This is a genomic window from Agrobacterium pusense (assembly GCF_013285525.1).
Taxonomy (GTDB): Bacteria; Pseudomonadota; Alphaproteobacteria; order Rhizobiales; family Rhizobiaceae; genus Agrobacterium; species Agrobacterium pusense.
This window is the reverse complement of sequence record NZ_CP053857.1, coordinates 1,242,147-1,266,250: the sequence shown is the minus strand read 5'-3', so window position 1 is coordinate 1,266,250 and position 24,104 is coordinate 1,242,147. Positions and strand designations below refer to the sequence as shown.

Sequence of the window (24,104 nt, the reverse complement as noted above, 5' to 3'; positions counted from 1 at the left end):
CAGGATGCTTGTATGCCCCCAGCGCCAAATGTAAAGACCATCACCACGAATGTCGGCTGGAGCGTTTTATCAAAAACAGGGACATTCGGGCTTAAATTTGTCACGGTCCCTATTCTTGCAAGGCTGCTTTCCCCGGAGGAATTCGGGGTGGTAGCGGTAGGACTAACGGTTGTACAGTTCCTGACCATGATTGCTGGCGCGGGGCTCACCTCCGCTCTCATCGTTGAGAAGGAAGAGGATATGGAAACGATCCATACCGTCTTCTGGGCTAATCTGGCGATCTCCTGCTCCATGGCAGCCGTCCTCTACATCTGGGCGGAATTTTTCGGCGGACTGCTGGGGGCGGTGGAAAGCGCATACCTGCTGCGCATCATGGCCTTCCTCATTCCATTGCAGCTTGCTGGCGATGTCGCCTATTCGCTGCTGGCGCGACGGATGAACTTCAGCAAGGATGCGCTCTGGAGCATGGCCTCGGAGAGCATCGCAGCGATTGTCGCGGTCGCGCTCGCCTTCATGGGGTTCGGCGTCTGGGCACTTATCATCCAGCTTTTTGCCGCAGCTCTCATCCGTCTCGTCGGGCTTTATGCGGTTTCCCGCTATTGCCCGCGTTTTGTCATGAAGCCACGCCGGCTGGTGCCGCTTCTCGGCTTCAGTTCGGGGCTGATGGGCTCGGAAATCGCCAATTTTGTCACCTTCCAATCTCCGATGGTGGTCATTGCCCGTCACCTGGGTCTGGCGGATGCCGGCGCCTATTCCGCCTCCAACCGTTTCGCCAGCATTCCCAACCAGGTGGTTTTATCCGCCGTCATGGGGGTTCTGTTTCCCGCCTTCAGCCGCATGATGGACGACCCGCAGCGCCGTCGTGATGCGTTGATGTTCAGCACGCAGGTGCTGACCGTACTGCTCGCGCCCATGATGTTCGGTCTCTGGGCCGTGGCCGAGCCGGCCATGCTTGTCATCTTCGGCCAGAACTGGGCCTATGCCTGGCCTGTCCTCGGGCTGCTCGCCCTGTCCAAGGCCATTCTCACACCGTGCAGCACCTTCATCCCGTATCTGAAGGGTGCTGGTTACGGCCGCGTATTGTTCTGGTCGGCGACGATCCGCGCCATCGTCACCACGGTGGCAGTGTGGCTCGCCGCACTTTATGGCACGCTGATAGACGCCATGGTCTGGCTTTGCATCGTCAACGCGGTCACACTGGTCGCTTACTCCTGGGCCGTGTTCAAGGCCAGCGACACGCCTTTCTTCCGGGGCCTTTATGTCAGCAGTCGGCCGATGATCGCCGCTTTCGTGATGGCCGTTGCGGTGCGCTATCTGCTTCACCTTCTCGCCGATCGCATTCCCAATGCCACCCTTCAGGTTCTTATCGGTGCTGCCGTGGGCGGCGCCATCTATGCAATACTGATTCTGCTGACTGAACGTGCCCTGCTGGGGAAAATCCTGGGCATGGTCAAATCACGGCGTATGCCGAATACCGCAACCCAAGGTTAGAAATATCACAGAAAAATGCGCCTCATTTCTGCCGTTAAGGGGCCTTGCCACGGTGATTTTTCTCGCCGTGGCAAGGTGGGTTCGGCGCTCTTTTTGCAGCGCAACATCACGGCAAATGACAAATTCGCACGCTTCAGAGATTTTTAATGAGGCGTGAATTTAGATAAAATTCATTTATTTCAACTAGTTAATTTTTTCTCGTGATAGAAACTGCGCTGACGCCAGACATTCACCCGCAAAATCTAATCTTGTGTTTTTCCCGCGTCGCCACATTTTATCCCAAAGTCGAAACCAGACTTCCCAGTGCGGGCTTAAGTTCGCTCTGGTTGCAACGCGGCGTGGGGAGACGCCGCCCAATAGGGGTGACTGATGTGACTGTCGATCAGAACCTATCCTCCCGTATCAACTTGATGCGCATATTGCTGATTTCAGGAATCGTGTTCGTGCATGTGCCGCACAATGCCGAAACCAGCCCCTTTCTTGGCCTTTACGGCTTTTTTGACTGGCTGCGGGTTTTTCTGGGCGACGCACTGTTCCGCATCGGCGTGCCCTGTCTCAGCGCCATTTCCGGTTATCTGCTGTTTCGCCGCGGCATGAGCGCTTTCGATTATCCGGCGACGATCCGCTCCAAGACGAAAACCGTGCTGCTGCCATTCCTCTTGTGGAATGGCGCACTGTTTGCCGCCGTGCTTCTGATCCAGCTGTTCGAGGTTGGCGTCGGATATTTTCCTGACCTATGGAATGCCAGCCCGCGCGAAATACTCAGCCATGGTACGGCGCTGGAAGAGCTGCCGGTGAATGTGCCGCTTTATTTCCTGCGCGACCTTTTTGTCTGCATTCTGCTGTCGCCGGTGCTCGCATTTCTGATGCGACGCTTTGCGCTGCCGACGCTCGTAATCCTGCTGATCATCACGGCCATGCCGGACCTGAAGATCTTCATTGTCCAGAAAAAATCCATCCTCTTCAGCTTTTCGCTCGGCATCGCGCTTGCGCTGCACCGGGTCGACGTCAAGGCACTTGATCCTTATGCCCTGCCGATCATGTTGTTGACATTTGCCGCGTCGGCCATTCTCGCCACAGGTCTCTATTTTACCGGGCCTGAATTCACATTCTGGCTGAATATGTCGCGCAATCTGCTCGCGGTCTTCGGCGCGCTCGGCTTCTGGGTGTCTTCATCGATATTGATCCGCAGCCGGCTCGGTCAGAGGCTTGCCGAGACCGGCAGTCTCAGCTTCTGGATATTCTGCGCCCATTATCCGCTGCTGGTCATCATGTGGATGGTCTGGAACAAGGGCGGGCCGGATTTCTATCCCGCTTTCTACATCAGCGCGACGCTTTGCGCCTTCGTCATTTTGGTGATCAGCAATGCCCAGACCCGCAAATACCTGCCGGCCGTCTATGCCGTATTGACCGGAAGCCGCAGCGGCAAAGGCAAGGCAAAGGCCGAATTCGCGGCCAAACGGGCTTCCACGATAGGTCCACCCACATCCGAAACACTTTATTCGCAACGACAGAGGTGAACCAATGACAACATTTGTCACCCGCGTTCAGATACGCATTCTTCTTGCCGCCGCCCTCGCTGCAACGGCATTCACGGCCCCCGTCAACGCCCAAGAGGGCAATGGCGCGTCCTTCATGGAGAATTTCGACCAGATGGACAGAAGCTTCTGGTACGTTTCAGACGGCTGGAACAATGGCGCGCACCAGAACTGCACCTGGTCGAAGAAGCTGGCAACGGTGGAGAACGGCCAGCTGACGCTGGGCTTCGAGGAAGCCAAGGCCGGCGACCGCAACTTCGCCTGCGGTGAAATCCAGACCAAGGGCCGTTATCGTTACGGCACCTATGAAGCGCGCATGAAGGCCGCCACCGGCCCCGGCCTGAACTCCGCCTTCTTCACCTATATCGGCCCGACCGACAAAAAACCGCACGACGAAATCGACTTCGAGGTTCTGGGCAAAAATACCGGTCAGGTGCAGCTCAACCAATATATCTCCGCCAAGGGCGGCAATGAGAAGCTGGTGCCGGTGGAAGGCGGAGCCGATGCCGGTTTCAACGATTACGCCTTCGTCTGGGAGCCGCAGCGCCTGCGTTATTATGTCAACGGCAAGCTGGTCCACGAAGTCACGGACGCAACGAAAATCCCGCAGAACGCTCAGAAAATCTTCTTCAGCCTTTGGGGCACCGATACGCTGAAGGATTGGATGGGCAAGTTTGCTTATGCCGGGCCGTCGGAAATGGTCGTTGACCGCTTCGCCTTCACCGCGCTCGGCGATCAATGCCAGTTCCCGGAAAGCATCGCCTGCGCTCTAAATTGACCGATTTTTTTGAACCAAATCCTGTGCTGCGGCGTCTTTGACCCGCGAACCGACCGGAACCCTGCATGATCCATATTCTCTACCTCGCGCATGATCTGTCAGACCCCGCCATTCGTCGGCGGGTGCTGACGCTGCTTGCGGGCGGGGCGCGGGTCACGCTGGCCGGTTTCCGGCGCGGACAGAACCGGCTGGCGGAGATCGAAGGCGTCGTACCCGTCGTGCTCGGGGAAACCGCCGACGGGCAATTTCTGCAGCGCATGGCGGCGGTGGCAAAAGCCAGCCTTTCGCTCGGCAAAGTCTTGAACGGAATTCCGGCACCCGACGTCGTTCTCGCCAGGAATCTCGAAATGCTGGCTCTGGCAAAGCGCGCCATGTCGATCTATGGCGGCCAGCCGGCGCTGGTTTACGAATGTCTCGATATTCACCGTCTGCTGCTCAACAAGGGCAAGCCCGGACAGATGCTGAATGCCGCTCAGCGTTATTTCGCACGCGACGCAAAGCTTCTGGTGACAAGTTCCCCGGCATTCGTGGAGCATTATTTCAAGCCCGTGTCGGGCCTCGACCTTCCTGTCCTGTTGCAGGAAAACAAGGTGCTGGCGCTCGACGACACCGTTGCCGCCACGCCAAGACCACGTGCGCCCGCGCCCGGCGAGCCATGGAAAATCGGGTGGTTCGGCGCGCTTCGCTGCGGCAAATCGCTTGAAATTCTCGCTGAGTTCGCTCGCCGCATGGAAGGCAGGGTCGAAATCATCCTGCGTGGCCGGCCGGCCTATTCGGAGTTTGCCGATTTCGATGGCTTCGTGGCAGCAGCCCCGCATGTGCATTTCAACGGACCTTACAAAAACCCCGAGGACCTTGCCGCCATCTATAACGAGGTGCAATTTACCTGGGCGATCGACTTTTTCGAGGAAGGCCAGAATTCCAGCTGGCTGCTGCCCAACCGGCTTTATGAAGGCTGCCTTTATGGCGCCCTGCCGATTGCGCTTTCCGGCACGGAAACGGCTCGCTTCATAGAAAAACGCAACATCGGCTTCGTCCTGCAAAAGGCGGGTGCTGACGATCTTGCCGCCCTCTTCAACCGGATGACCCCGCAAACCTATGCGGATGGCTTCCACACCCTGTCGGCAACAGACAGGAAACAATGGCTGACCGACCGCGACGATTGCCGTCTGCTGGTGCAGCAATTGTCCTCACTCGCCAAATCCGCTTCCGGCCACGCCCGTGAAGCGCAGTTTTCACCCGTGTAGTGCGTAGGGGGCAAATCATGGAAGGTCCAGGTCATTCCGGCATCAGAACGCTGATCGTCATACCCTGCCTCAATGAGGCGAAGACGATCGAGGGGTTGCTTGTCAAATTCACCGGCGCAATGCAGGGGCGCCTGTTCCGCATCGTCGTCGCCGATGGCGGCAGCACGGATGGAACGCGCGATATCGTTGCCGCCTTTGCGGCAAAGGACGAACGCGTCACGCTTCTCGCTAATCCGAAGCGTATCCAGAGCGCCGGCATCAACCTTGCCGTCGCCACCTTCGGCGAGGATTTCGATTATCTCATCCGCATCGACGCCCATGGCGATTATCCCGATGATTATTGCCAGCGGCTGATCGAGGATGCGGAACGGACGGGTGCGGACTCCGTCGTCGTCGCCATGGATACAGTCGGCCACGGCCTGTTCCAGAAGGCGACTGCCATTGCCCAGAATTCCAAGCTCGGCAATGGCGGTTCCAAGCACCGCGAAGGCGCAAAAGGCCACTGGATCGATCACGGCCACCACGCGCTGATGCGGATTGCCGCTTTCGATGCGGTCGGCGGTTATGATGAGAGCTTCAGCCACAATGAGGATGCGGAGCTGGATTTCCGGCTGCGCAAATCCGGGTTCCGCATCTGGATGACCGACAAGACCCGCATGACCTATTATCCGCGCGCCAGCGTCATGCCGCTCTTCAAGCAATATCTCGCCTATGGCCGCGGCCGGGCGAAGAACCTGTTGAAACATCGCTCAATCCCGAAAATCCGCCAGATGATTCCGCTCGCCGTGCTGCCGGTCTTCATCTTCGCGCTGCTGTCGCTGGTGCATTGGGCAGCCCTTATTCCGCTCGGCCTCTGGATTGCCGCATGTGTGGGTTATGGCTTGTGGATGGCAATAGGTCAGAAAAATCCATACGGCCCGCTCGCCGCTTTTTCGGCAATGGTGATGCATCTGGCCTGGTCCACCGGCTTCTGGCTGGAACTCCTGAAATTCCGGGGAAGAAAGGCTGTCTCATGACCGACAACACCGTCACCGGCACGCAATATCTCAAGACCGTCGATATCGGCATCTGCACCTACAGACGCCCGGCGCTTGTCGCCACACTTCTGTCACTCTTCGAGCTGGATGTGCCTGAAGGCGTGAAAGTTAGGCTGATTGTCGCCGATAATGACGAGGAGCCCAGCGCAAAGGCAAGCGTCGATCGCCTGCGCGAAACCGCCCCCTTCGAGATCACCTATGTGCATTGCCCGAAATCTAATATTTCGATTGCCCGCAATGCCTGCCTGTCGGAATGCAAGGCGGATTATCTCGCCTTTATCGATGACGACGAAACGGCGCCGCCACACTGGCTGGCCGCGCTTCTGGAAAAGGCCGACGAGACCGGTGCAGAAACCGTTCTCGGCCCCGTCACTGCGGTTTACCGGGACAACGCGCCGGGCTGGATGAAACGCGGAGATTTCCACTCGACCGTTCCGGTCTGGGTCAATGGCGAGATCATCACCGGTTATACCTGCAACACGCTGCTCAGGATGGAAGCGCCATCGGTAAAGGGCCGGCGCTTCGCGCTGGCGCTTGGCCAGAGCGGCGGCGAAGACACACATTTCTTCTCGCATCTCCACGCCGCCGGCGGCCGTATCGTCTTTGCGGAAGACGCTGTCTTGTCGGAGCCGGTTCCGGAAAATCGGGCAAGCTTTCTATGGCTTGCCAAGCGCCGGTTCCGTTCCGGCCAGACCCATGGACGGGTGCTGGCTGAAAAGAAACCCGGTGCGCGCCGCGTCGTCCAGGTGGTGAAAGCTGGTTCGAAAGTGCTTTATTGCGCTCTTTTTGCCGCCTTGAGCGGTTTCAATGCCGTACGCCGCAACCGTTATGCGTTGCGAGGCGCGCTGCATATGGGTTCGATGAGCGGCGCCTTCGGTGTGCGCGAAATCCGCCAATATGGTGCCGTGGAGGCGACCTGATGGAAAACCTCACCTCTCCGCCAGACATCAGCTTCGTTATCGCCGCCTATAATGCCGCCGATACGATTGAGGCCGCCATCCAAAGTGCGCTCGATCAGCAGGGGGTGACGCTGGAAGTGATCGTTGTTGACGACCGCTCCGCAGACGATACCATTCCCTTCGTTGAAGCGATCGCCGCAATCGATCCGCGCGTGCGGCTGCTTGCGCTCGAAGGAAACCGCGGTCCGGGCGGCGCCCGCAACGCCGGCATCGAGGCCGCGACGGGGCGCTGGATCGCCGTGCTCGACTCCGACGATGTCATCCGCCCGGAGCGCTCCGCCTGCATGATGTGCCGGGCAGAAGCCGCCAACGCTGACATCGCTGTCGATAATCTCGATGTCGTCTACACCGATGGCCGGCCGATGGAGACGATGTTTCCCGAAGAGTTTCTGGAGGAACGGCCTGTTCTCACGCTGGAGGACTTCATTTCCTCCAACATCCTGTTCCGCTCCACCTTTAACTTCGGCTACATGAAACCGATGTTCCGGCGCGATTTCCTTAATAACGAAGCACTGCGCTTCCGGGAGGATATCCGCATCGGCGAAGACTATATTCTTCTCGCCTCGGCGCTTGCCGCTGGCGGCCTCTGCGTCATCGAACCGCAGCCGGGTTACATCTACAATATCCGCGAAGGTTCGATTTCCCGCGTCCTCGAACTTCATCACGTCGAAGCGATGATGCGAGCGGACGAAGAATTCCTGAGCCACTACACCTTGCTGCCGGCCGCCATGGATGCGCAGCAGGCGAGAGCCCGCAGCCTGCGGCTGGCGCATAATTTTTTGACATTGGTGGAGAACATCAAGCGCCGCTCGGTACTCGGCGCCTTGAAGACCACAATCCGAGATCCTGCCGTGCTGGGGCACCTGAGAATGCCGATTGCAGTGCGGCTGAGGAGGCTGCGGGACGCCATGTTTGCGCCCGCAGCGAATACAGGGGTGAAAAGGCAGATTTCGTGAAATTTGCGCGCGGACCATGTCTGCGCGGGGACTGGGGACAGATCAAACCTTGATGAAGGAGAACGCGATGGACCTGAAGAGAACTGTCAGAAAAGCCGTCATTCCGGTAGCCGGCAACGGCACGCGGTTTTTGCCCGCCACCAAGGCGATGCCAAAGGAAATGCTGACGATCGTTGACCGGCCGGTCGTTCAATATGCCGTGGATGAAGCCATGCAGGCCGGCATTGAGCACATTATTTTCGTCACGAGCCGCAACAAGACCGCCATCGAAGACTATTTCGACAACGCACCTGAACTCATCAACACGCTGACCCGCTCCGGCAAGACCGTGCAGGTGCTGCAGCTGGAAAAGATGCTGCCGGTTGCCGGCACCGTCAGCTATACCCGCCAGCAGGTGCCGCTTGGCCTCGGCCATGCCGTCTGGTGTGCGCGTGAACTGGTCGGCAAGGAGCCTTTTGCTCTGCTGCTGCCTGACATGGTCTCCTATGGCGCGCGCGGCTGCATTGCCGGTCTGATGGAGCTTTACGATGAGGTTGGCGGCAATATTCTCGGTGTCGAGGAATGCCTGCCGGAAGAAGTTTCGTCCTACGGCGTCGTCGGCGTCGGCCAGAAGGTCAATCACGGCTTCGCCGTGACCGAAATGGTCGAAAAGCCGGAACCATCCAGGGCGCCTTCGAATTATTACCTGAATGGCCGTTATATTCTGCAGCCGGAAATCTTCGATATTCTCGCCAAGCAGGAGCGCGGCGCGGGCAACGAAATCCAGCTGACCGACGGCATGAAGCGTCTTGCGGAAAAGCAGCCGTTCCACGCGCAGAAATATTCGGGCCGCACCTTTGATTGCGGCAGCAAGCAGGGCTTCATTGCCGCCAACGTCGCCTTCTCGCTGCTGCGCGCCGACATGGAAGCGCAGGTTGTCGCTTCGGTGAAGGAACTGGTGGCGAACCACGAAAGCCGCGTGCAGGCGGCCTGACTTTCATCGCGCCGCCGGGGGAGGCGGCTGGCGCACCAATAACGGGAGGCGGGAAGGCGAGAGTTGCTCGGCTTCCCGCGTACCATTTTTAATTCACAAGGTAGGTCCATGCACCACAAGACCTTTAAATCCAATATCGGTTTTCCGGAGTCCGGCAAGGATTCCGACACGTTCATCGACCTCGACCGCCTGTGGGCCGCCGTGGTGCGCCGTGCCAACGTCATTGCCGCCTCCGTCATTGCCGCCGTAGTTTTGGCCGGACTTTACCTGGTGCTTGCGACCCCTGTTTATACGGCCATGACGCAGGTGCTGCTCGATGAAAGCCTCTCCCGTTATGCGGAAGAGGAATCGCCTGTGCCCGCAGCCCAGATTGTCGACAACCGCATTGCCAGCGCCGTGGAAATCCTGAAATCCAAGGAAATGGCGCTGACCGTGGTGGACAAGGCCAAGCTTGACGAGAACGACACCATCGTCAATCCGCCGATGTCGCCGGTCGAGCTCGTCAAATCCTCCGTGCGCGGTATCCTCGATCTCGTCCTGCCGGGCGATCCGCCGGTCTCCGAAGCCGCAATCCGCGCCGGACGCCGCGAAAAGGCCGCCGCCGTGCTGCAGCAGTCGCTGACTGTGGAGCGGGTCGGTCGCAGTTCCGTCATCGCCATCTCCACCCGTTCGACTGACCGCCAGCTGGCCGCACACATCGCCAAGACCTACGCGCAGGCCTATCTCACCGAGCAGCTGAACGCCAATTTCGACGCCAGCGAGCGGGCCTCTGTCTGGTTGCAGGAACGCCTGACCGACCTTAACCAGCGCGCCCAGGCGGCAGAGCTTGCGGTGCAGAAATTCAGGTCCGACAACAATATCGTGTCCTCGCGCGGCGAACTGATGTCGGAAGGCCAGCTTGCCGATCTCAATGGCCAGCTGATTGCGGCACAGGCGGATGCCGCGACGGCCTCCGCCCGTTACAATCAGTATAAATCCATCATCGACCGCGGCCCGGAAACGGCCGTGGACAACGCCGTCGTCTCGGCCCGTGATACCGACAATTCCGTTATTCAGGATCTGCGCAAGCGCTACATCACCATTTCCGACCGGCAGCGGGGCATTGTGCAGCAGTTCGGAGCAGACCATCCGCAGGCAACCGCGCTGGACGCCGAGAAGAAAGAAGTGGCGCAGCAGATCTTCCAGGAACTGCAGCAGCTGACCGGCAGCTTCAAGAACGAATACGACGTCGCCAATTCGCGCGTACAGTCGTTGCGCGACAGTATCGACAAGGTGGCTGGCCGTAATTCGGAAGCCAACATCACCATGGTGCAGCTGCGCGAGCTCGAGCAGCGGGCGACGGCCCTGCGCACCCTCTACCAGTCCTATCTCGGACGCTTCGAAGAGGCTTCGCAGAAGCAGTCGCTGCCGATCGCCAAAGCCCGCATCATCTCCGAGGCTGGTCTTCCCACATCGCCTTCCAGCCCGAAAAAGACCATGACAATGGCGCTTTCGGTCGTACTGGGCCTGATGCTGGGTGGGGGCATTGCGGCACTTCTCGAATTCCGCGACCGCTTCTTCCACACCGGCAACGATGTGCGCGATAACCTGCGCATGCGCTTTCTCGGCTACCTTCCCTTCATCGGCGAAAGGGGTGTGGAAAACGCCAAGACCGGAAACAGCGCCGCAACCCCCGGCGGCGAGAATGCAACGCTTGAGGACAGCGGCCAGGTCTCGTTCCAGAAAATGCTGCGCCTCGCCGTTGACAGTCCGCGCTCCAGTTTCGCGGAAACGCTGCGCAACGTGAAACTGACGGCGGATGTCGTCATTCAGGAGCGCCAATGCCGGGTCATCGGCGTCATTTCCTGCCTGCCGAATGAGGGCAAATCGGTCGTTGCCCTCAACCTCGCCGGCCTGATCGCCTCCACCGGCAAGCGCACGCTCGTGGTGGATGCCGACATCCGCAACCCGGGTCTCAGCCGCATGCTAACCACGCGCCAATCCGCCGGTCTGGTGGAGGTCGTGCTTGACGAGGTGCCATGGACGCAGGCGGTGAAAGTGGACACGCGCACCAAGATGGGCATTCTGCCGGTTTCGACCAGCAACCAGTTCGCCCATTCAAGCGAATTGCTCTCCTCTTCCGGCATGCGCAAGTTTATCGACTCGGCTCGCGAGGCCTGCGACTACATCATCGTCGACCTTGCACCCGTTGTGCCCGTCATCGACGCCAAGGCCTTTGCGCCGCAGGTGGACGGCTTCGTCTTCGTCACCGAATGGGGCAAGACACCGATCCAGATGGTGCAGAACCTGATGGCCAACGAACCGCAGATCGCCAACAAGACGCTCGGCATCGTGCTCAACAAGACCGACATGACGGAACTGCAGCGTTATGCCGGACCTGGCGGTTCGGAGCATTACCACGAGTCGTTCTCGGCCTATTACGGCGATGCGAAGCCGCCGGTAAAAGAAGATGCGTAATGGTTGAGATTTAACAGGCCGGTCGCATCCACACTCCGTCACCCCTGCCGCCGAGCCGGGGTCCAGCCAGCCCAAGCCCTTGGGCTGAAAGAAGTCTTGGCGCCGCGCAGACGCGCGGCGGCTGGATACCGGATCTAGTCCGGCATGACGGAAGAATCACAAATTCCCCCATTCCACCCATGGCATTACCCGCCGAAATTGCGCATTGATGGCGTCATGCAAAAATCGCAAGCAGGACCAATACCATGTCTTCACCAATCGCCTTTGTTTCACGGATGAATGCAGAGACGGAGGCCGTTTGGAAACAGGCGTTGCGCGCCGCCATGCCGGAGGAGGAGATCCTCTCCTTTTCCGAATTGACGGACGAGCAGCGGCGGGCAGTGGAATTTGCCATTGTCGCCAATCCCGATCCGGCCGATATCGCCGCTCTTCCGGGCCTCTCATGGATCCACAGCCTGTGGGCGGGCGTGGAGCGGCTGGTGCTGGAACTGGGCAACAAGGCTCCCCCCATCGTTCGGCTGAAGGACCCGGAACTTTCCCGCGTCATGGCCGAAGCGGTGCTGGCATGGACCTATTATCTGCAGCGTGACATGCCCGCCTATCGCGAAAATCAGCGAAAGGCGCTCTGGCAGGAACTGGATTACCGCCACCCCGGCGAGATGACCATCGGTCTCCTGGGGCTCGGATCACTCGGCGCGGCCGCGGCGGAGCGCCTTATCCATGCCGGCTTCAACGTCGCAGGATGGAGCCGTTCGGCCAAAACAATCGAAGGCGTGGAAACGTCGACCGGCGATGCAGGGCTGCAGGCATTGCTGGAAAAAAGCGACATTCTCATCTGCCTTGTGCCGCTTACCGATGCGACGCGCGGTCTTCTCGATGCCCGCCGTCTCGCCGCAATGAAACAGGGCGCGGCAGTCATCAATTTCGCCCGCGGCGCCGTCATCGTCGCCGATGCGTTGATCGCGGCGCTCGATTCCGGCAAGCTCTCGCATGCGGTACTCGATGTCTTCGAACAGGAGCCACTCCCTGCGGCTTCGCCATTTTGGCAGCATCCCAAAGTTACGGTCCTGCCGCATATTTCCGCGCCGACAAGCCGGGAGAGTTCGGCGCGGATCGTGGCCGGCAACGTCCGCACATGGCGGGAAACAGGCAAGCTGCCGGAAACCGTCGACATGGACCGCGGTTACTGAACCGGCGCCAAGGCGGCCTTATTCGGCCGCCACCGGCCTGGCCGTATGGGCCTTTTCAACGGCTGCAATGATCTGCTGTTCATCGTATGGCTTGGTGAGCAGAACTGCGCTTTCCGGCGCCCCCTCCGGCAGATGGCTGTCGCCGGTCGCAAAGACGATGGCAAGACCCGGCCTGCGGCGCAGGGCCTCCACCGCCAGTTCACCGCCCTTCATGTCCGGCAGGCCGATATCTGTAACGAGAACGTCGATCTGCTCCGATTCGATAACCTTCAGCGCCTGCGCCGCGTTGCCAGCCTCAACAACGGCAAAGCCGCTCTCCGAAAGCATCTCCATGGAATTCATCCGGATCAGCTCGTCATCCTCGACCAGAAGAACCTGGATTGACCGCTCCCGGTTGTCGACCGCCATGGCGGATTCGGGGATTTTTGAAGAACCAGGCCGCGCCCTCGACAGCGAAACCTGCTTGCGGTTGGCTATGACGTGGCGGATGCGCCGCGCCAGCGCTTCACGCGTATAGGGTTTGGATAGCAGTTCCACACCTGCATCCAGCTTGCCGCCATGCACGATGGAGTTTTCGGTGTAACCCGAGGTGAAAAGAACGGCGAGATTGGGCAACCGCTCCTGCGCGCGACGTGCCATTTCCCGGCTTTTCAAGGGGCCTGGCATCACGACGTCGGTGAAGATGACATCGATCGGAATGCCGCTTTCCACCACCGTCAAACCCGCCTGTGCGTCGCGTGCGGTCAGCACCCTGTAACCGAGATCGCTCAGAGTTTCGACGACCGTACCGCGCACTTCTTCATCGTCCTCAACCACAAGGATCGTCTCCGTCCCACCTTCGACAGGGCCGTTATGCACCACGACCTCCCTGTCCTCATCGGCTGCGGAACGCGGCAGATACATTTTCACCGTGGTGCCCTGCCCCACCTCGCTATAGATGTTCACATGCCCGCTGGACTGTTTGGCGAAACCATAGACCATGGAAAGGCCAAGGCCCGTGCCCTTGCCCTCGGGCTTGGTCGAGAAGAACGGTTCAAAGACCTTTTCGAGTATCTCCGGCGACATGCCCGAACCCGTATCGGTGACCGCGAGCATCACATATTGCCCGGCTGTGACCTCGGAATGTTTGCGGGCGTAATCGCGGTCGAGAACCGCATTGGCTACCTCGATGGTGAGCTTTCCGTGCCCTTCCATGGCATCGCGCGCGTTGATCGCGAGATTGAGAAGCGCGTTTTCCACCTGGTTGGGGTCGGCATAGGTGTTCCAGAGGCCACCTGACGTGATGACCTCCACCTCGATCGCCTCACCAAGCGAGCGGCGAAGCAGGTCATCCATGCCTGTTACGAAACGGGCGATATTGATGACCCGCGGCTCCAGCGCCTGACGGCGGCCGAAGGCCAGAAGCTGGCTCGCAAGCTTCGCGCCACGTTGAACGCCCGCGAGCGCATTCTCCAGGCGGCGCTCCGCACGTTCATTGCCGATCACATCTTTCGACAGCAATTGCAGATTGCCGGCGATCACCTGCAGTAGATTGTTGAAATCATGCGCCACACCACCGGTCAGCTGACCGATGGATTCCATTTTCTGCGCCTGCTGAAGGGCCTTTTCGGTCTGACGGCGCTCCGCCATTTCAGCTTCGACCCGGGCTTCCAGCCCCTCATTCAGTTGCCGGAGCTGCTCTTCCGCCCGGATGCGATGGCGAATTTCACGCTCAAGATTGCTCGCATGTTCCTTGAGGGTGTCTTCGGCACACCGCTGCTCGGTGATGTCGGTGTGAACGCCGACCCATTCGGCAATAGCGCCTGCCTTGTCGAAAATCGGCACGCCGCGGATCGCGAAAGTGCGATAGACACCGTCATGTCTGCGCACGCGATGTTCCCAGATATAGGTCGACTTTTCCGCGACCGCCTTGTTCCAGCTATCGACCGAACCCTGCCTGTCTTCCGGATGAACGGCGTCCGCCCAGCCAAAGCCCTGATATTCTTCGGGCGTCTGGCCCGTCAACGCCGCCCATGCCGGCTGCTCACCCAGCATCCTGCCTTCGGCACTGTTGGTCCACAGCACACCGTGCACGGCCTCCACCGCCGCGCGGAAACGGTTGTTGCTGATGAGGATTTCCTGCTCCGAGCGCTTCCGCTCTTCGATATCGATGATCAGGACATAGATGCCGTCGACGGAGCCATCGGCAATGTAGCGCGGAACATACCGGATTTCAGCGGCGCGCTTGGTGCCGTCCGGTCTGCTGATGACGGTATCCGAAACGATCTTCTCACCGGCGAGCGCCCGGTCGAGATAGGCCTTGCGCGCCTCGAAAAATGCCTCGCCGACAATCTCGGGAACGCTGCGGCCGATGACGTCTTCACCACTTCGGCCGAACCATTCGAGATAACCGTCATTGGCAAATTTATAGATGTAATCGCGATCGACATATCCGACCAGAATAGGCAGGGCGTTGGTGAGCCGGCTCAATTCCTTGCGGCTCTGCTCCATAGCCTCAACGGCTTTCACCTTGTCGGTGTTTTCGAGCACGGTGCACAATACGCCATCAACCGTGCCACCTTCATTATAGATCGGCGTGTAAAACAGGTCGAAGATCACCTCTTCCGGTATGCCATGTCGCATCAGCGTCATTGGCTGGTCGCGATAGGCCAAGACTTCACCGCGAAAACCGGCTTCGAGAATGCGGCTGTTCCAGTCCCAGATTTCCGGCCAGATCCCGGGCACCGTGCCGCCCAGCGCCTGCGGATGGTAATTACCGGCGATCTCCGCATAACCGTCATTGTAGATCATCACATGATCGTGGCCCCACATCAGCACCTGCGGAATAGGTGAATTGACGACGGAATTGGCTTTTTGCCTCAGATTTTGCGGCCAGTCGCAAATCGAACCAAGCGATGTCTTCGACCAGTCGAAGCGGCGCACAAGCTCACCCGTTTCACCGCCGCCGATGGGCCATACCGGGGCAGCACGAAGATTGGTCATTCAAAATCACCACAAAAATCGAGAAGAAATCTCCCGTAATACAGAACGGGATAAAAGTCCAAGAGAACAGAAACTTCGCCTGATTGTTCCCAGACTTTTCAAAAAAATGAAAAAGTTCCCTCGCTTGTGAAAAATCATCGATGCGCCGCTAAAAAACTATATGTTTCAACAGCTTAATTCCGAAATTTTCGCTAATATGGCCCTGCGATCGCGCCTTCGTCCGGCGAATGGCATCCTCAATACGCCAGAAATTGCCGCAAACGGGATGGCGACAAAGGATTTATTAAGCCTCAATAAGGGTGCTGGCGGTCGCGGTGCCGTCAGCGCCCGGGTCTTCGCCACACCGCGACCAGAGGGAACAAAAATGAAAATACTTTTGGGTGCCACAATTCTTTCCGCCGGCTTCGCCTTTTCAGGCAGCGCAGCCTATGCCGCCGACTGTGGAAACGTAACAATCGCCAGCATGAACTGGCAATCCGCCGAAGTTGCCGCCAACCTGGACAAATTCATTCTCGAAAAAGGCTATGGCTGCTCCGCCGAAATCGTTACCGGCGATACGGTGCCGACACTGACCTCCATGGCCGAAAAAGGCCAGCCGGATATCGCACCTGAGGCCTGGGTCAGCCTGCAGCCGGAAATCGTCAAGCAGGGTCTGGAAGGCGGCAAAGTGGTCGCGGCCGCAAAAATCCTTTCCGATGGCGCTGTTCAGGGCTGGTGGATTCCGAAATACGTCGCTAAAGCCAACCCCGATCTCAAAACAATTCCTGATCTTTTCAAGCATCCCGAGCTCTTCCCGTCGCCTGAAGACAAGTCCAAGGGCGCTGTGTTCAACGGCCCGCAGGGCTGGGGCGGCACCGTCGTCACCGCGCAGCTGTTCAAGGCGTTTGGCGGCGAGAAGGCCGGCTTCACCCTCGTGGACACCGGCTCTGCCGCAGGTCTCGACGGCTCCATCGCCAAGGCCTATGAAGCCAAGCAGCCCTGGGTGGGCTATTACTGGGCGCCCACCTCCCTGCTCGGCAAATACGAAATGGTGAAACTTGGATTCGGCACGGAGTACGACGCGGCCGAATGGAAACGCTGCACATCCGTTGCCGATTGCGCCGATCCGAAGCCGAACGCCTGGCCGATCGATGACGTACAGACGCTGGTCAGCAAATCCTTTGCCGATCGTGCCGGTCCGGCAATGGATTATCTCAACAAGCGCGCCTGGACCAACGCCACCGTCAACAAGCTGATCGCCTGGATGACGGATAATCAGGCCACCGGCGAAGACGGCGCCAAGCAGTTCCTGAAGGAAAACGAAGCCCTGTGGAAGGGCTGGGTCTCGCCCGAGGTTGCAGAAAAGGTCAAGGCCGCCCTTTAAAAGGCGCGTCCTGACATATCTGCCCGGCAACCGGCGTCTCCCGCGGCGACGCCGAACCGCATCGGCTACCCGGCTTTGGCTGATAACGATGCGCCGGTTCAACAGAGCGTTCCGCCCATGCGTCCAGTTGGCCGCGCGGCGCTCTGGCGATTTTACTCCGGAGTGCGGAGGACATCGATCCCCGCCTCCGGTTCGTCATGGAGAACAGGATATGGAATGGCTTTTCAAATTTCCGACCATGAATGACGATGCTCTGCGCGCGCTGAAAAAAGTCATCGACGAGGGGTTCCGGGCTTTTACCCGAACCTATGGCGGCGCAATCGAGGGGTTGTTCACCCCACTCCAGAGCTTCCTCATCTGGGCGGAAAGGCTTTTGATTGGCGCGCCCTGGCCGGTCGTTATTCTTATTGTCGGCGCTCTTGCCTGGTTCGGCAGCCGCAGCGCCACCATTGTTTCGCTCTGTTGCGGCATTCTCTTCGCCATCGGCTGGTTCGGCATGTGGGAAGACACGATGAAGACGGTTTCGATGATCTTCGTCTGCGCCGTGCTGTCCATCATCGTCGGCCTGCCCATCGGCATTGCCATGGCGCGCTCCAACCGCCTGCAAAACGTGATCAACCCCGTTCTCGACGTGATGCAGACGATGCCGAGCTTCGTCTATCTTATTCCGGTTGTCATGCTGCTCGGCATCGGCCGTGTGCCAGGTGTCATCGCCGTCGTCATCTATGCCATTCCGCCGATGATCCGGCTCACCAATCTCGGCATCCGCATGGTCGACCGTGACGTTCTGGAGGCGGCCGATGCCTTCGGCTCCTCCAAACGCCAGAAACTTTTTAAAGTTCAGCTGCCGCTCGCGCTGCCCACCATCATGGCCGGCATCAACCAGACCATCATGATGGCGCTTGCCATGGTCGTCATCGCCTCCATGATCGGCGTACAGGGTCTTGGCCAGCCGGTGCTGAAGGCCATCGCCAACCAGTATTTCACGCTCGGCGTGTTCAACGGGCTTGCCATCGTCGGTATCGCCATCATCTTCGACCGCATCAGCCAGGCCTATGGCCTTCGCCTGCAAAAACACCGGGAAGTGGCGCATGGCTAGTCAATCGATCGAAATTCGCAGTCTTTACAAGATTTTCGGCTCCAAAGCGGGGGATCATGTCGAAGCCGTCAAAGCCGGCATGTCCAAATCGGAACTCAACGCCAAGCACGGCCATGTGCTCGGCCTGCGTGACATCAACATCACCATGCCGGGCGGGCAGATCACCGTTATCATGGGCCTTTCCGGCTCCGGCAAATCCACGCTGATCCGCCATGTCAACCGGCTGATCGACCCGACCGCCGGCGAAATCCTCTATGGTGGCACAGACGTGTGCAGCCTCAACGAAGCGGATCTTCTGGAATTCCGCCGCCACAAGACGGCGATGGTGTTCCAGAAATTCGGTCTCCTGCCCCACCGCAACGTGCTGCAAAATGTCGTCTACGGCCTTGAGGTGCAGGGCGTCGACAAGCGCGAGCGCGAAGAAAGGGCAGAGGTCTGGATCAGGCGGGTCGGCCTTGAGGGCTTCTCCAACCATTACCCCAACCAGCTCTCCGGCGGTATGCAGCAACGTGTGGGTCTCGCCCGGGCGCTCACCAACAATGCCGAAATCCTTTTGATGGACGAGGCCTATTCGGCTCTCGATCCACTCATCCGCGTCGACATGCAGACGGTGCTGCTGGAACTTCAAAAGGAGCTGAAGAAGACCGTGGTCTTCATCACCCACGATCTCGACGAAGCGCTGCGGCTGGGTGACAAGATCGCCATTCTGCGCGACGGCGAAATCATCCAGCAGGGAACGGCGGCCGAAATCGTCATGTCGCCGGCGGATAGTTATATTGAGGCCTTCGTGGAGGAGGTCAATCGCGGCCGCGTCATTCGCGTCGGGGCCGTGGTGCAGCCAGAATTTGCCGGCCAGTCCCGCCTTCAGCTCGATGCGGATATGACGGTTGAAGAGGGCTTGCGCGCGTTGGTCCGGGAAAATGTCAGTAGCGCCACTGTCGTCGGGGAAAACGGCAAGGCGCTTGGCGCCATCACCACCGACGCCATCATGCGCTGCCTCGTCCGAACCGCACATGGTGAGGAAGCAGGCATGGCTGAACGTTTGTCAGGCTGAGCCTTCGAGCCACGCGGCCATGCCCTTTGCGGCCGCCTTGCCGGTGGCGAAACAGGCGGTCAGGAGATAACCGCCGGTGGGCGCTTCCCAATCCAGCATTTCCCCGGCAGCAAATATGCCGGGGAGCTTTTCCAGCATGTAGTTTTCATCAAGGCCGTTCCACGCGATACCGCCGGCGGACGAAATTGCCTCGGCAATCGGCCTCGTCCGCAAAAGCGGAATCTCCGCATGTTTTATTCTCGCGGCGACGAATTCATCCGGCATGGCGGCGATGTCGGGAAATATTTCCCGCAGAAGCCCGACCTTCACGGCCGATAAGCCGGCCGCCTTGCGCATGCGGTTTGCAAAGCTCTCTTTCCGTCCGAGTTTCGCCAGATCGCCGCTGAGGCGTTCCACCGTACGTCCCGGCGCAAGATCGATTGCGAGCGACACTTTGCCCACCTCTTCCAGCCGGTCGCGCAGCGCGGCGGAATGGGCGTAGATCACGCTGCCCTCAATACCATGCTTCGTGATCACGAATTCGCCCTGAAAGGCCCCGGCCGGCGAAATGGTGATGGTGGATTTCACCGCTTCCCCCGCAAAACGCGAGCGGAAGACATCGCTCCAGTCAACGTCGAAACCGCAATTGGCGGGGTGGAACGGGGAAAGCACCACGCCTCTCTCCGCCAGCGCCGGAACCCATACGGCGTCGGAACCGAGACGCGGCCAGCTTGCGCCACCGAGCGCCAGAAGAACGGCATCGGCCTTGATGATGATCTCGCCCTCCGGTGTCGCGAAAACCAGGTGCTCGCCGGAAAAACCCGTCCAGCGATGCCGCGTTCTGATGGTCACCCCCTGCGCCTCCAGCCGGGCGAGCCATGCCCGGAGCAACGGCGAAGCCTTCATGACGGTGGGAAACACCCGGCCCGAAGTGCCGACGAAAGTTTCCTGCCCCAGCCCCTGCGCCCAGTCGCGCAGTATATCGGGCGTGAAATCATCGAGAGCGGCGCGCAGCCTCGGTTCCGCATCGCCGAACCGGTGGCGGAAGCTGTCGTAGTCTTCGGCATGGGTGATGTTGAGGCCGGATTTTCCGGCCATCAGCAATTTGCGCGCCACGGTCGGCATCGCCTCGAATACCGTCACAGCATGGCCTGTAGCGGAAAGCATCTCCGCCGCCATCAGCCCCGCTGGTCCGCCGCCGACAATTGCGACCTGCCTCGCCTCGCCCAAAACCCTCTCCATTGCCATCTTCACCGTTGAAAGCCTTATAGCGATTTCCGCAGGCGAATATATGCGATATTGAAGCGCCCATGTTCACGCTCGACCGCCCCGTCACCTTTTCGCAGGATATCAAGAAAAGCCGCTTCATCGCCTTTGCCGCGCCGGTGACGGGTGAAGAGGATGCGAAAACATTCCTCGCGGCACATTCCGATCCCGATGCAAACCATAATTGCTGGGCCTGGCGAAGCGGTCAGACCTATCGTTTTAGCGATGATGGCGAACCCTCGGGAACGGCCGGTAAACCGATCCTTCAGGCTATCGACGGTCAGGCACTCGACAATGTCGCGGTTCTCGTCATCCGCTGGTTTGGCGGCATTCTGCTCGGCAGCGGCGGGCTGATGCGCGCTTATGGCGGCACGGCGGCCGCCTGTCTCCGCCTCGGCGAGACGTCACCGGTCATCGCTTATGTCAGCGCCACGTTGAGTTGCCCCTTCTCAGACCTGGCACTGGTGAAATCACGCCTTTCCGCCACGCCGAACCTGCGACTTGAGAGGGAGGAGTTTACCGGCACCGGCGCGGATATGGTGCTCTCTGTTCCGGCCGAAAAAACCGAACGACTGACCCGGCTCCTCAGCGACCTGACCAGCGGACGCGTCAATCTCCATATTCCGGACTAGAGTTTTCGCTTTTTTTCGAATCGCGAAAACACTCCAACTCTTTATTTTGGCGTATTTCCAGGAAAAACGGGGCCCACTTTTCCTGGAAATGCACTAGCGCCTGTCCGAATGCGCAATTCGTGCTAAGGAGGCGACATGTCATCCGAGCTTTCCAACCCCGTCTATAGTCCGCCACTCGACCCTTGGCTCACCATCGTGCACCGCGATGACGATCTGCTGGTGCTTGATAAGCCGAGCGGGCTGTTATCGGTGCCGGGGCGCGATCCGGCGCTTTCCGACAGCCTCATGACGCGTGTGCAGAAGCAGTTCCCGAAAGCGCTGATGATCAACCGGCTGGACAAGGACACCTCGGGCATCGTGCTGATGTCGCTGAACCGCAGGGCGCACGCGGCAATTGCGTCGCAGTTTGAAAACCGCCAGACGCGCAAATCCTATGTTGCCGTTGTCTGGGGAGAGGTTGAGGGAGAGGCCGGAGAAGTGGACCTGCCGCTCGCCATCGATCCCGAGAACAAGCCCCGCCACCGGGTCGATCACGTAAACGGCAAGTCCGCGCAGAGCCTGTGGCAGGTGCTGGAACGATTGCCGCTTCCCGCAACGCGGCTGGCGCTCACTCCGCTGACCGGACGCACTCATCAATTGCGGGTGCATATGAAGGCGCTTGGCCATCCCATTCTCGGCGATGAATTTTATGCCGAAGGTGAGGCGCTTTCCGCCGCGCCCCGCCTGATGCTGCATGCGCAGGAAGTGGCATTCCGTCACCCGGACGGCCGGGATGTCATCTATACCGTGCCCTCTCCGTTCTGAGGTCGATATGAAGGAACAAAACGAAAGCTTCGTTGTGGATTTCGTCGGCGGTGCGGTGGGGCACCGTTTTCGTTCCGGCGAGGGGCGCGGGCAGGCGCTGCCCAAGGCTGCAGGTTTTACCAAGGGTCGCACGCCAAAAATCGTCGATGCCACGGCCGGGCTCGGGCGGGACGCCTTCCTGCTCGCATCGCTCGGGGCTGACGTCACCCTCATCGAGCGCTCGCCGGAGATGCACGCCCATCTCGCCGATGGCATCAGTCGTGCACTGGAAGCGGGCGGCGCTTATGCCGAGGCGGCGGCGCGCATGACATTGCTCCACGGCGACTCCCGGCATCTGCTGAAAGAGCTGTCACCGGAGGTGGTGATTGTCGACCCCATGCATCCGCCACGCCACAACACGGCGTTGGTGAAAAAAGAGATGCGGGTGCTGAGAGAACTGGTCGGCGCCGACCCGGACCAGGTTGAGCTGATGGAGGCTGCGCTGGAGAATGCGACGAAGCGGGTGGTTCTGAAGTGGCCGCTCCGCGCCGACCCGATGCCGGGTGTTCGCAAGCCATCACATCAGATACTGGGTAAGAACACCCGCTATGATGTCTTCATGATCTTCGGAAAATCCGACGACGAGGATGAATGATCAGCGGAAGTTCGGCTTTCGCTGCGCGTTCATCAGAAGCTCATGCCGCGAGGCGAACTCGCCGAACAGCTTTCTGAGCCTGAGTTCCTCAGCCTTGTCGAGCCGATAACGGCGGCAGAACTCCGCCACGTTGAGGATCGGCTTGGTTCTGTTCGCGTCTATGGTCTTGTTGTCGATGATTTGCATGGCGCCCTCCGTATAACAGAGGCCAAACGCAGCGCACGGCTCGCGGTTCCCTATGAATTCGCATGGATGAGAAAGAGCGTGGCGCCTGCACACGCAATGATCAAGTTTTCTTGAAACTGTCGAAGGAAACGAAATCCTCCCCAAATGGTTTCCTGCGTGATCTTAACGACGGAAGGGAGACCCATGTTCCACAACAACCGATTTCTGAATTCGACGATCCTGTGCGCGATGCTTGCCGTTCCTTTGGCCGGCGCAGCCAACGCACAGACCGCCCCGGCTGCCGAAACGAAACGGCCGAATGCGCCGGATCAGAAACCGGCTTTTGAGGGCCAGACGCGCGCGCCGCAGGCTGCTGCCCAGCCGAGCATCGAAAAAACCATCGTCGCCGATGGTCTGCCGCATCTGTGGTCCATGGAATTCCTGCCCGATGGCCGCATAATCGTCGCTGCCAAGGAGGGCGCCATGCATATCGTCGCTGACGGCAAGGCCGGGCCGGCGATAGAAGGCGTGCCGGAGGTGGCTTCCGATGGACAGGGCGGGCTTCTCGACATAGCGCTGGCACCCGATTTCGAAACCTCCCGTAAAATCTTCTTCTCCTTTTCCGAGCCACGGGATGGCGGTAATGGCACCTCCGTCGCATCGGCCAAACTGACAGAAGAAGGTGGAGCGGCGAAACTGGAAGACGTCTCGGTGATCTTCCGCCAGATGCCGACCTATGACGGCGACAAGCATTTCGGATCACGGCTGGTTTTCGGACCGAACAACGAACTTTACGTCACCGTCGGGGAGCGTTCGGATGCCACACCGCGCGTGCAGGCGCAGGATCTGTCGAGCGGTCTCGGAAAAGTCTTCCGGATTGATGCCGAAGGCAAGGCCTTCGAGGGCAACCCCTTCGCCGGCCAACAGAACGCCCTCCCCGAGATATGGAGCTATGGCCACCGTAACCTCCAGTCGGCAGCGCTGGATGGGCAGGGCAGGCTCTGGACAGTGGAACATGGCCCGAAAGGCGGGGATGAGCTGAACCTGCCGAAGGCGGGCCTCAATTATGGCTGGCCGGTCATCACCTACGGTGTCGAATATAGCGGCCGGTCCGTTGGCGAAGGTGCCACTGCCAAGGAAGGCATGGAACAACCGGTTTATTATTGGGACCCCGTTATCGGCCCGTCCGGCATGGCCTTTTACGACGGCGACCAGATTCCCGAGTGGAAGGGAGCCTTCATCGTAGGCGGTCTGGTGAGCCAAGGCCTCGTCATCCTGCACATTGACGGCGACAAGGTTGCGACGGAAAGCCGATTGCCGCTGGAAGCGCGCATTCGTGATGTGAAAGTGGGTCCGGATGGCGCCGTCTATGCCGTGACCGAAGAGCGCGGCGGCGGCGACTCGCAAATTTTGCGGATCGCCAAGGCCGGCTGAGAAAAGTCGTAACCGGAACAGCAGGGCGCCGGAACGAAGGCGGCCTCTTTCTCGTTTCCTGCAACC

20 protein-coding genes are annotated in these 24,104 nt (G+C 59.5%); 17 read left to right on the top strand and 3 right to left on the bottom strand.

The genetic code is table 11. The features are described from left to right. The first annotated feature begins 12 nt into the window (after positions 1-12). From HQN82_RS19425 to HQN82_RS19380, 10 genes are all read left to right on the top strand, one after another. Positions 13-1,491, top strand: a complete 1,479-nt coding sequence (locus HQN82_RS19425) for a lipopolysaccharide biosynthesis protein (protein ID WP_136883288.1) — start codon at positions 13-15, stop codon at positions 1,489-1,491. 371 nt (positions 1,492-1,862) lie between these two features. Further along, positions 1,863-3,011 (top strand): acyltransferase family protein, encoded by a 1,149-nt coding sequence (locus HQN82_RS19420; RefSeq protein WP_272955773.1) that lies wholly within the window; start codon positions 1,863-1,865, stop codon positions 3,009-3,011. Positions 3,012-3,015: 4 nt separating this feature from the next. Next, entirely contained in the window at positions 3,016-3,807 is a 792-nt protein-coding gene (exoK, locus tag HQN82_RS19415; RefSeq protein ID WP_173615643.1) for an endo-1,3-1,4-beta-glycanase ExoK, read from the top strand. Positions 3,808-3,872: 65 nt separating this feature from the next. Beyond that, the gene (locus HQN82_RS19410; RefSeq protein WP_173615642.1) at positions 3,873-5,054 is read left to right on the top strand and encodes a glycosyltransferase family protein; all 1,182 of its coding nucleotides are present in this window, start codon (positions 3,873-3,875) and stop codon (positions 5,052-5,054) included. Between the two features lie 17 nt (positions 5,055-5,071). After that, positions 5,072-6,070: a glycosyltransferase family 2 protein gene (locus tag HQN82_RS19405; RefSeq protein WP_004437687.1), complete on the top strand. Its 999-nt coding sequence runs from the start codon at positions 5,072-5,074 to the stop codon at positions 6,068-6,070. Further along, a complete protein-coding gene (locus tag HQN82_RS19400; RefSeq protein WP_006698114.1) occupies positions 6,067-7,011 on the top strand; it encodes a glycosyltransferase family 2 protein in 945 nt (314 codons plus the stop codon). Before HQN82_RS19405 ends, HQN82_RS19400 begins: the two co-directional genes overlap by 4 nt. Further along, entirely contained in the window at positions 7,011-8,006 is a 996-nt protein-coding gene (locus tag HQN82_RS19395; RefSeq protein ID WP_173615641.1) for a glycosyltransferase family 2 protein, read from the top strand. The genes HQN82_RS19400 and HQN82_RS19395 overlap by 1 nt, the downstream gene beginning before the upstream one ends. 67 nt (positions 8,007-8,073) lie before the next feature. Further along, complete coding sequence (locus tag HQN82_RS19390) at positions 8,074-8,979, top strand: UTP--glucose-1-phosphate uridylyltransferase (RefSeq protein WP_173615640.1); 906 nt, start codon at positions 8,074-8,076, stop codon at positions 8,977-8,979. A gap of 108 nt (positions 8,980-9,087) precedes the next feature. Then, the gene (locus HQN82_RS19385) at positions 9,088-11,436 is read left to right on the top strand and encodes a polysaccharide biosynthesis tyrosine autokinase (protein ID WP_173615639.1); all 2,349 of its coding nucleotides are present in this window, start codon (positions 9,088-9,090) and stop codon (positions 11,434-11,436) included. 245 nt (positions 11,437-11,681) lie between these two features. Continuing rightward, a complete protein-coding gene (locus HQN82_RS19380; protein WP_173615638.1) occupies positions 11,682-12,626 on the top strand; it encodes a 2-hydroxyacid dehydrogenase in 945 nt (314 codons plus the stop codon). 18 nt (positions 12,627-12,644) lie between these two features. Here HQN82_RS19380 and HQN82_RS19375 read toward each other — a convergent pair whose 3' ends face one another. After that, a complete protein-coding gene (locus HQN82_RS19375; protein WP_107340585.1) occupies positions 12,645-15,608 on the bottom strand; it encodes a PAS domain-containing protein in 2,964 nt (987 codons plus the stop codon). Positions 15,609-15,972: 364 nt separating this feature from the next. On the opposite strand from HQN82_RS19375, the gene HQN82_RS19370 reads away from it, so the two are divergent. The 3 genes from HQN82_RS19370 (at position 15,973) to HQN82_RS19360 (ending at position 19,124) form a co-directional block, all read left to right on the top strand. Next, entirely contained in the window at positions 15,973-16,971 is a 999-nt protein-coding gene (locus tag HQN82_RS19370; RefSeq protein ID WP_173615637.1) for an ABC transporter substrate-binding protein, read from the top strand. 211 nt (positions 16,972-17,182) lie between these two features. Continuing rightward, positions 17,183-18,070 (top strand): ABC transporter permease, encoded by an 888-nt coding sequence (locus HQN82_RS19365; protein WP_006698119.1) that lies wholly within the window; start codon positions 17,183-17,185, stop codon positions 18,068-18,070. After that, a complete protein-coding gene (locus tag HQN82_RS19360; protein WP_107340586.1) occupies positions 18,063-19,124 on the top strand; it encodes a quaternary amine ABC transporter ATP-binding protein in 1,062 nt (353 codons plus the stop codon). The genes HQN82_RS19365 and HQN82_RS19360 overlap by 8 nt, the downstream gene beginning before the upstream one ends. Here the strand turns inward: HQN82_RS19360 and HQN82_RS19355 are convergent. Next, positions 19,116-20,345 (bottom strand): TIGR03862 family flavoprotein, encoded by a 1,230-nt coding sequence (locus HQN82_RS19355; RefSeq protein WP_173615636.1) that lies wholly within the window; start codon positions 20,343-20,345, stop codon positions 19,116-19,118. The genes HQN82_RS19360 and HQN82_RS19355 overlap by 9 nt on opposite strands. Before the next feature lie 68 nt (positions 20,346-20,413). Between HQN82_RS19355 and HQN82_RS19350 the strand changes: the two genes are divergently transcribed. The 3 genes from HQN82_RS19350 (at position 20,414) to HQN82_RS19340 (ending at position 22,439) form a co-directional block, all read left to right on the top strand. Further along, positions 20,414-21,001 (top strand): IMPACT family protein, encoded by a 588-nt coding sequence (locus HQN82_RS19350; RefSeq protein ID WP_173615635.1) that lies wholly within the window; start codon positions 20,414-20,416, stop codon positions 20,999-21,001. Positions 21,002-21,136: 135 nt separating this feature from the next. Further along, on the top strand, positions 21,137-21,805 hold the full coding sequence (locus HQN82_RS19345; protein ID WP_173615634.1) for a pseudouridine synthase: 669 nt from the start codon (positions 21,137-21,139) through the stop codon (positions 21,803-21,805). 7 nt (positions 21,806-21,812) lie between these two features. After that, positions 21,813-22,439 carry a class I SAM-dependent methyltransferase gene (locus tag HQN82_RS19340; protein WP_173615633.1) on the top strand — a complete coding sequence of 209 codons (627 nt, stop codon included), beginning with the start codon at positions 21,813-21,815 and terminating at the stop codon, positions 22,437-22,439. Here HQN82_RS19340 and HQN82_RS19335 read toward each other — a convergent pair whose 3' ends face one another. Beyond that, entirely contained in the window at positions 22,440-22,625 is a 186-nt protein-coding gene (locus HQN82_RS19335; RefSeq protein WP_107340591.1) for a hypothetical protein, read from the bottom strand. 183 nt (positions 22,626-22,808) lie between these two features. Between HQN82_RS19335 and HQN82_RS19330 the strand changes: the two genes are divergently transcribed. Then, positions 22,809-24,038, top strand: coding sequence for a PQQ-dependent sugar dehydrogenase (locus tag HQN82_RS19330; RefSeq protein ID WP_173615632.1), 1,230 nt, complete (start codon positions 22,809-22,811; stop codon positions 24,036-24,038). Positions 24,039-24,104: the final 66 nt, after the last annotated feature.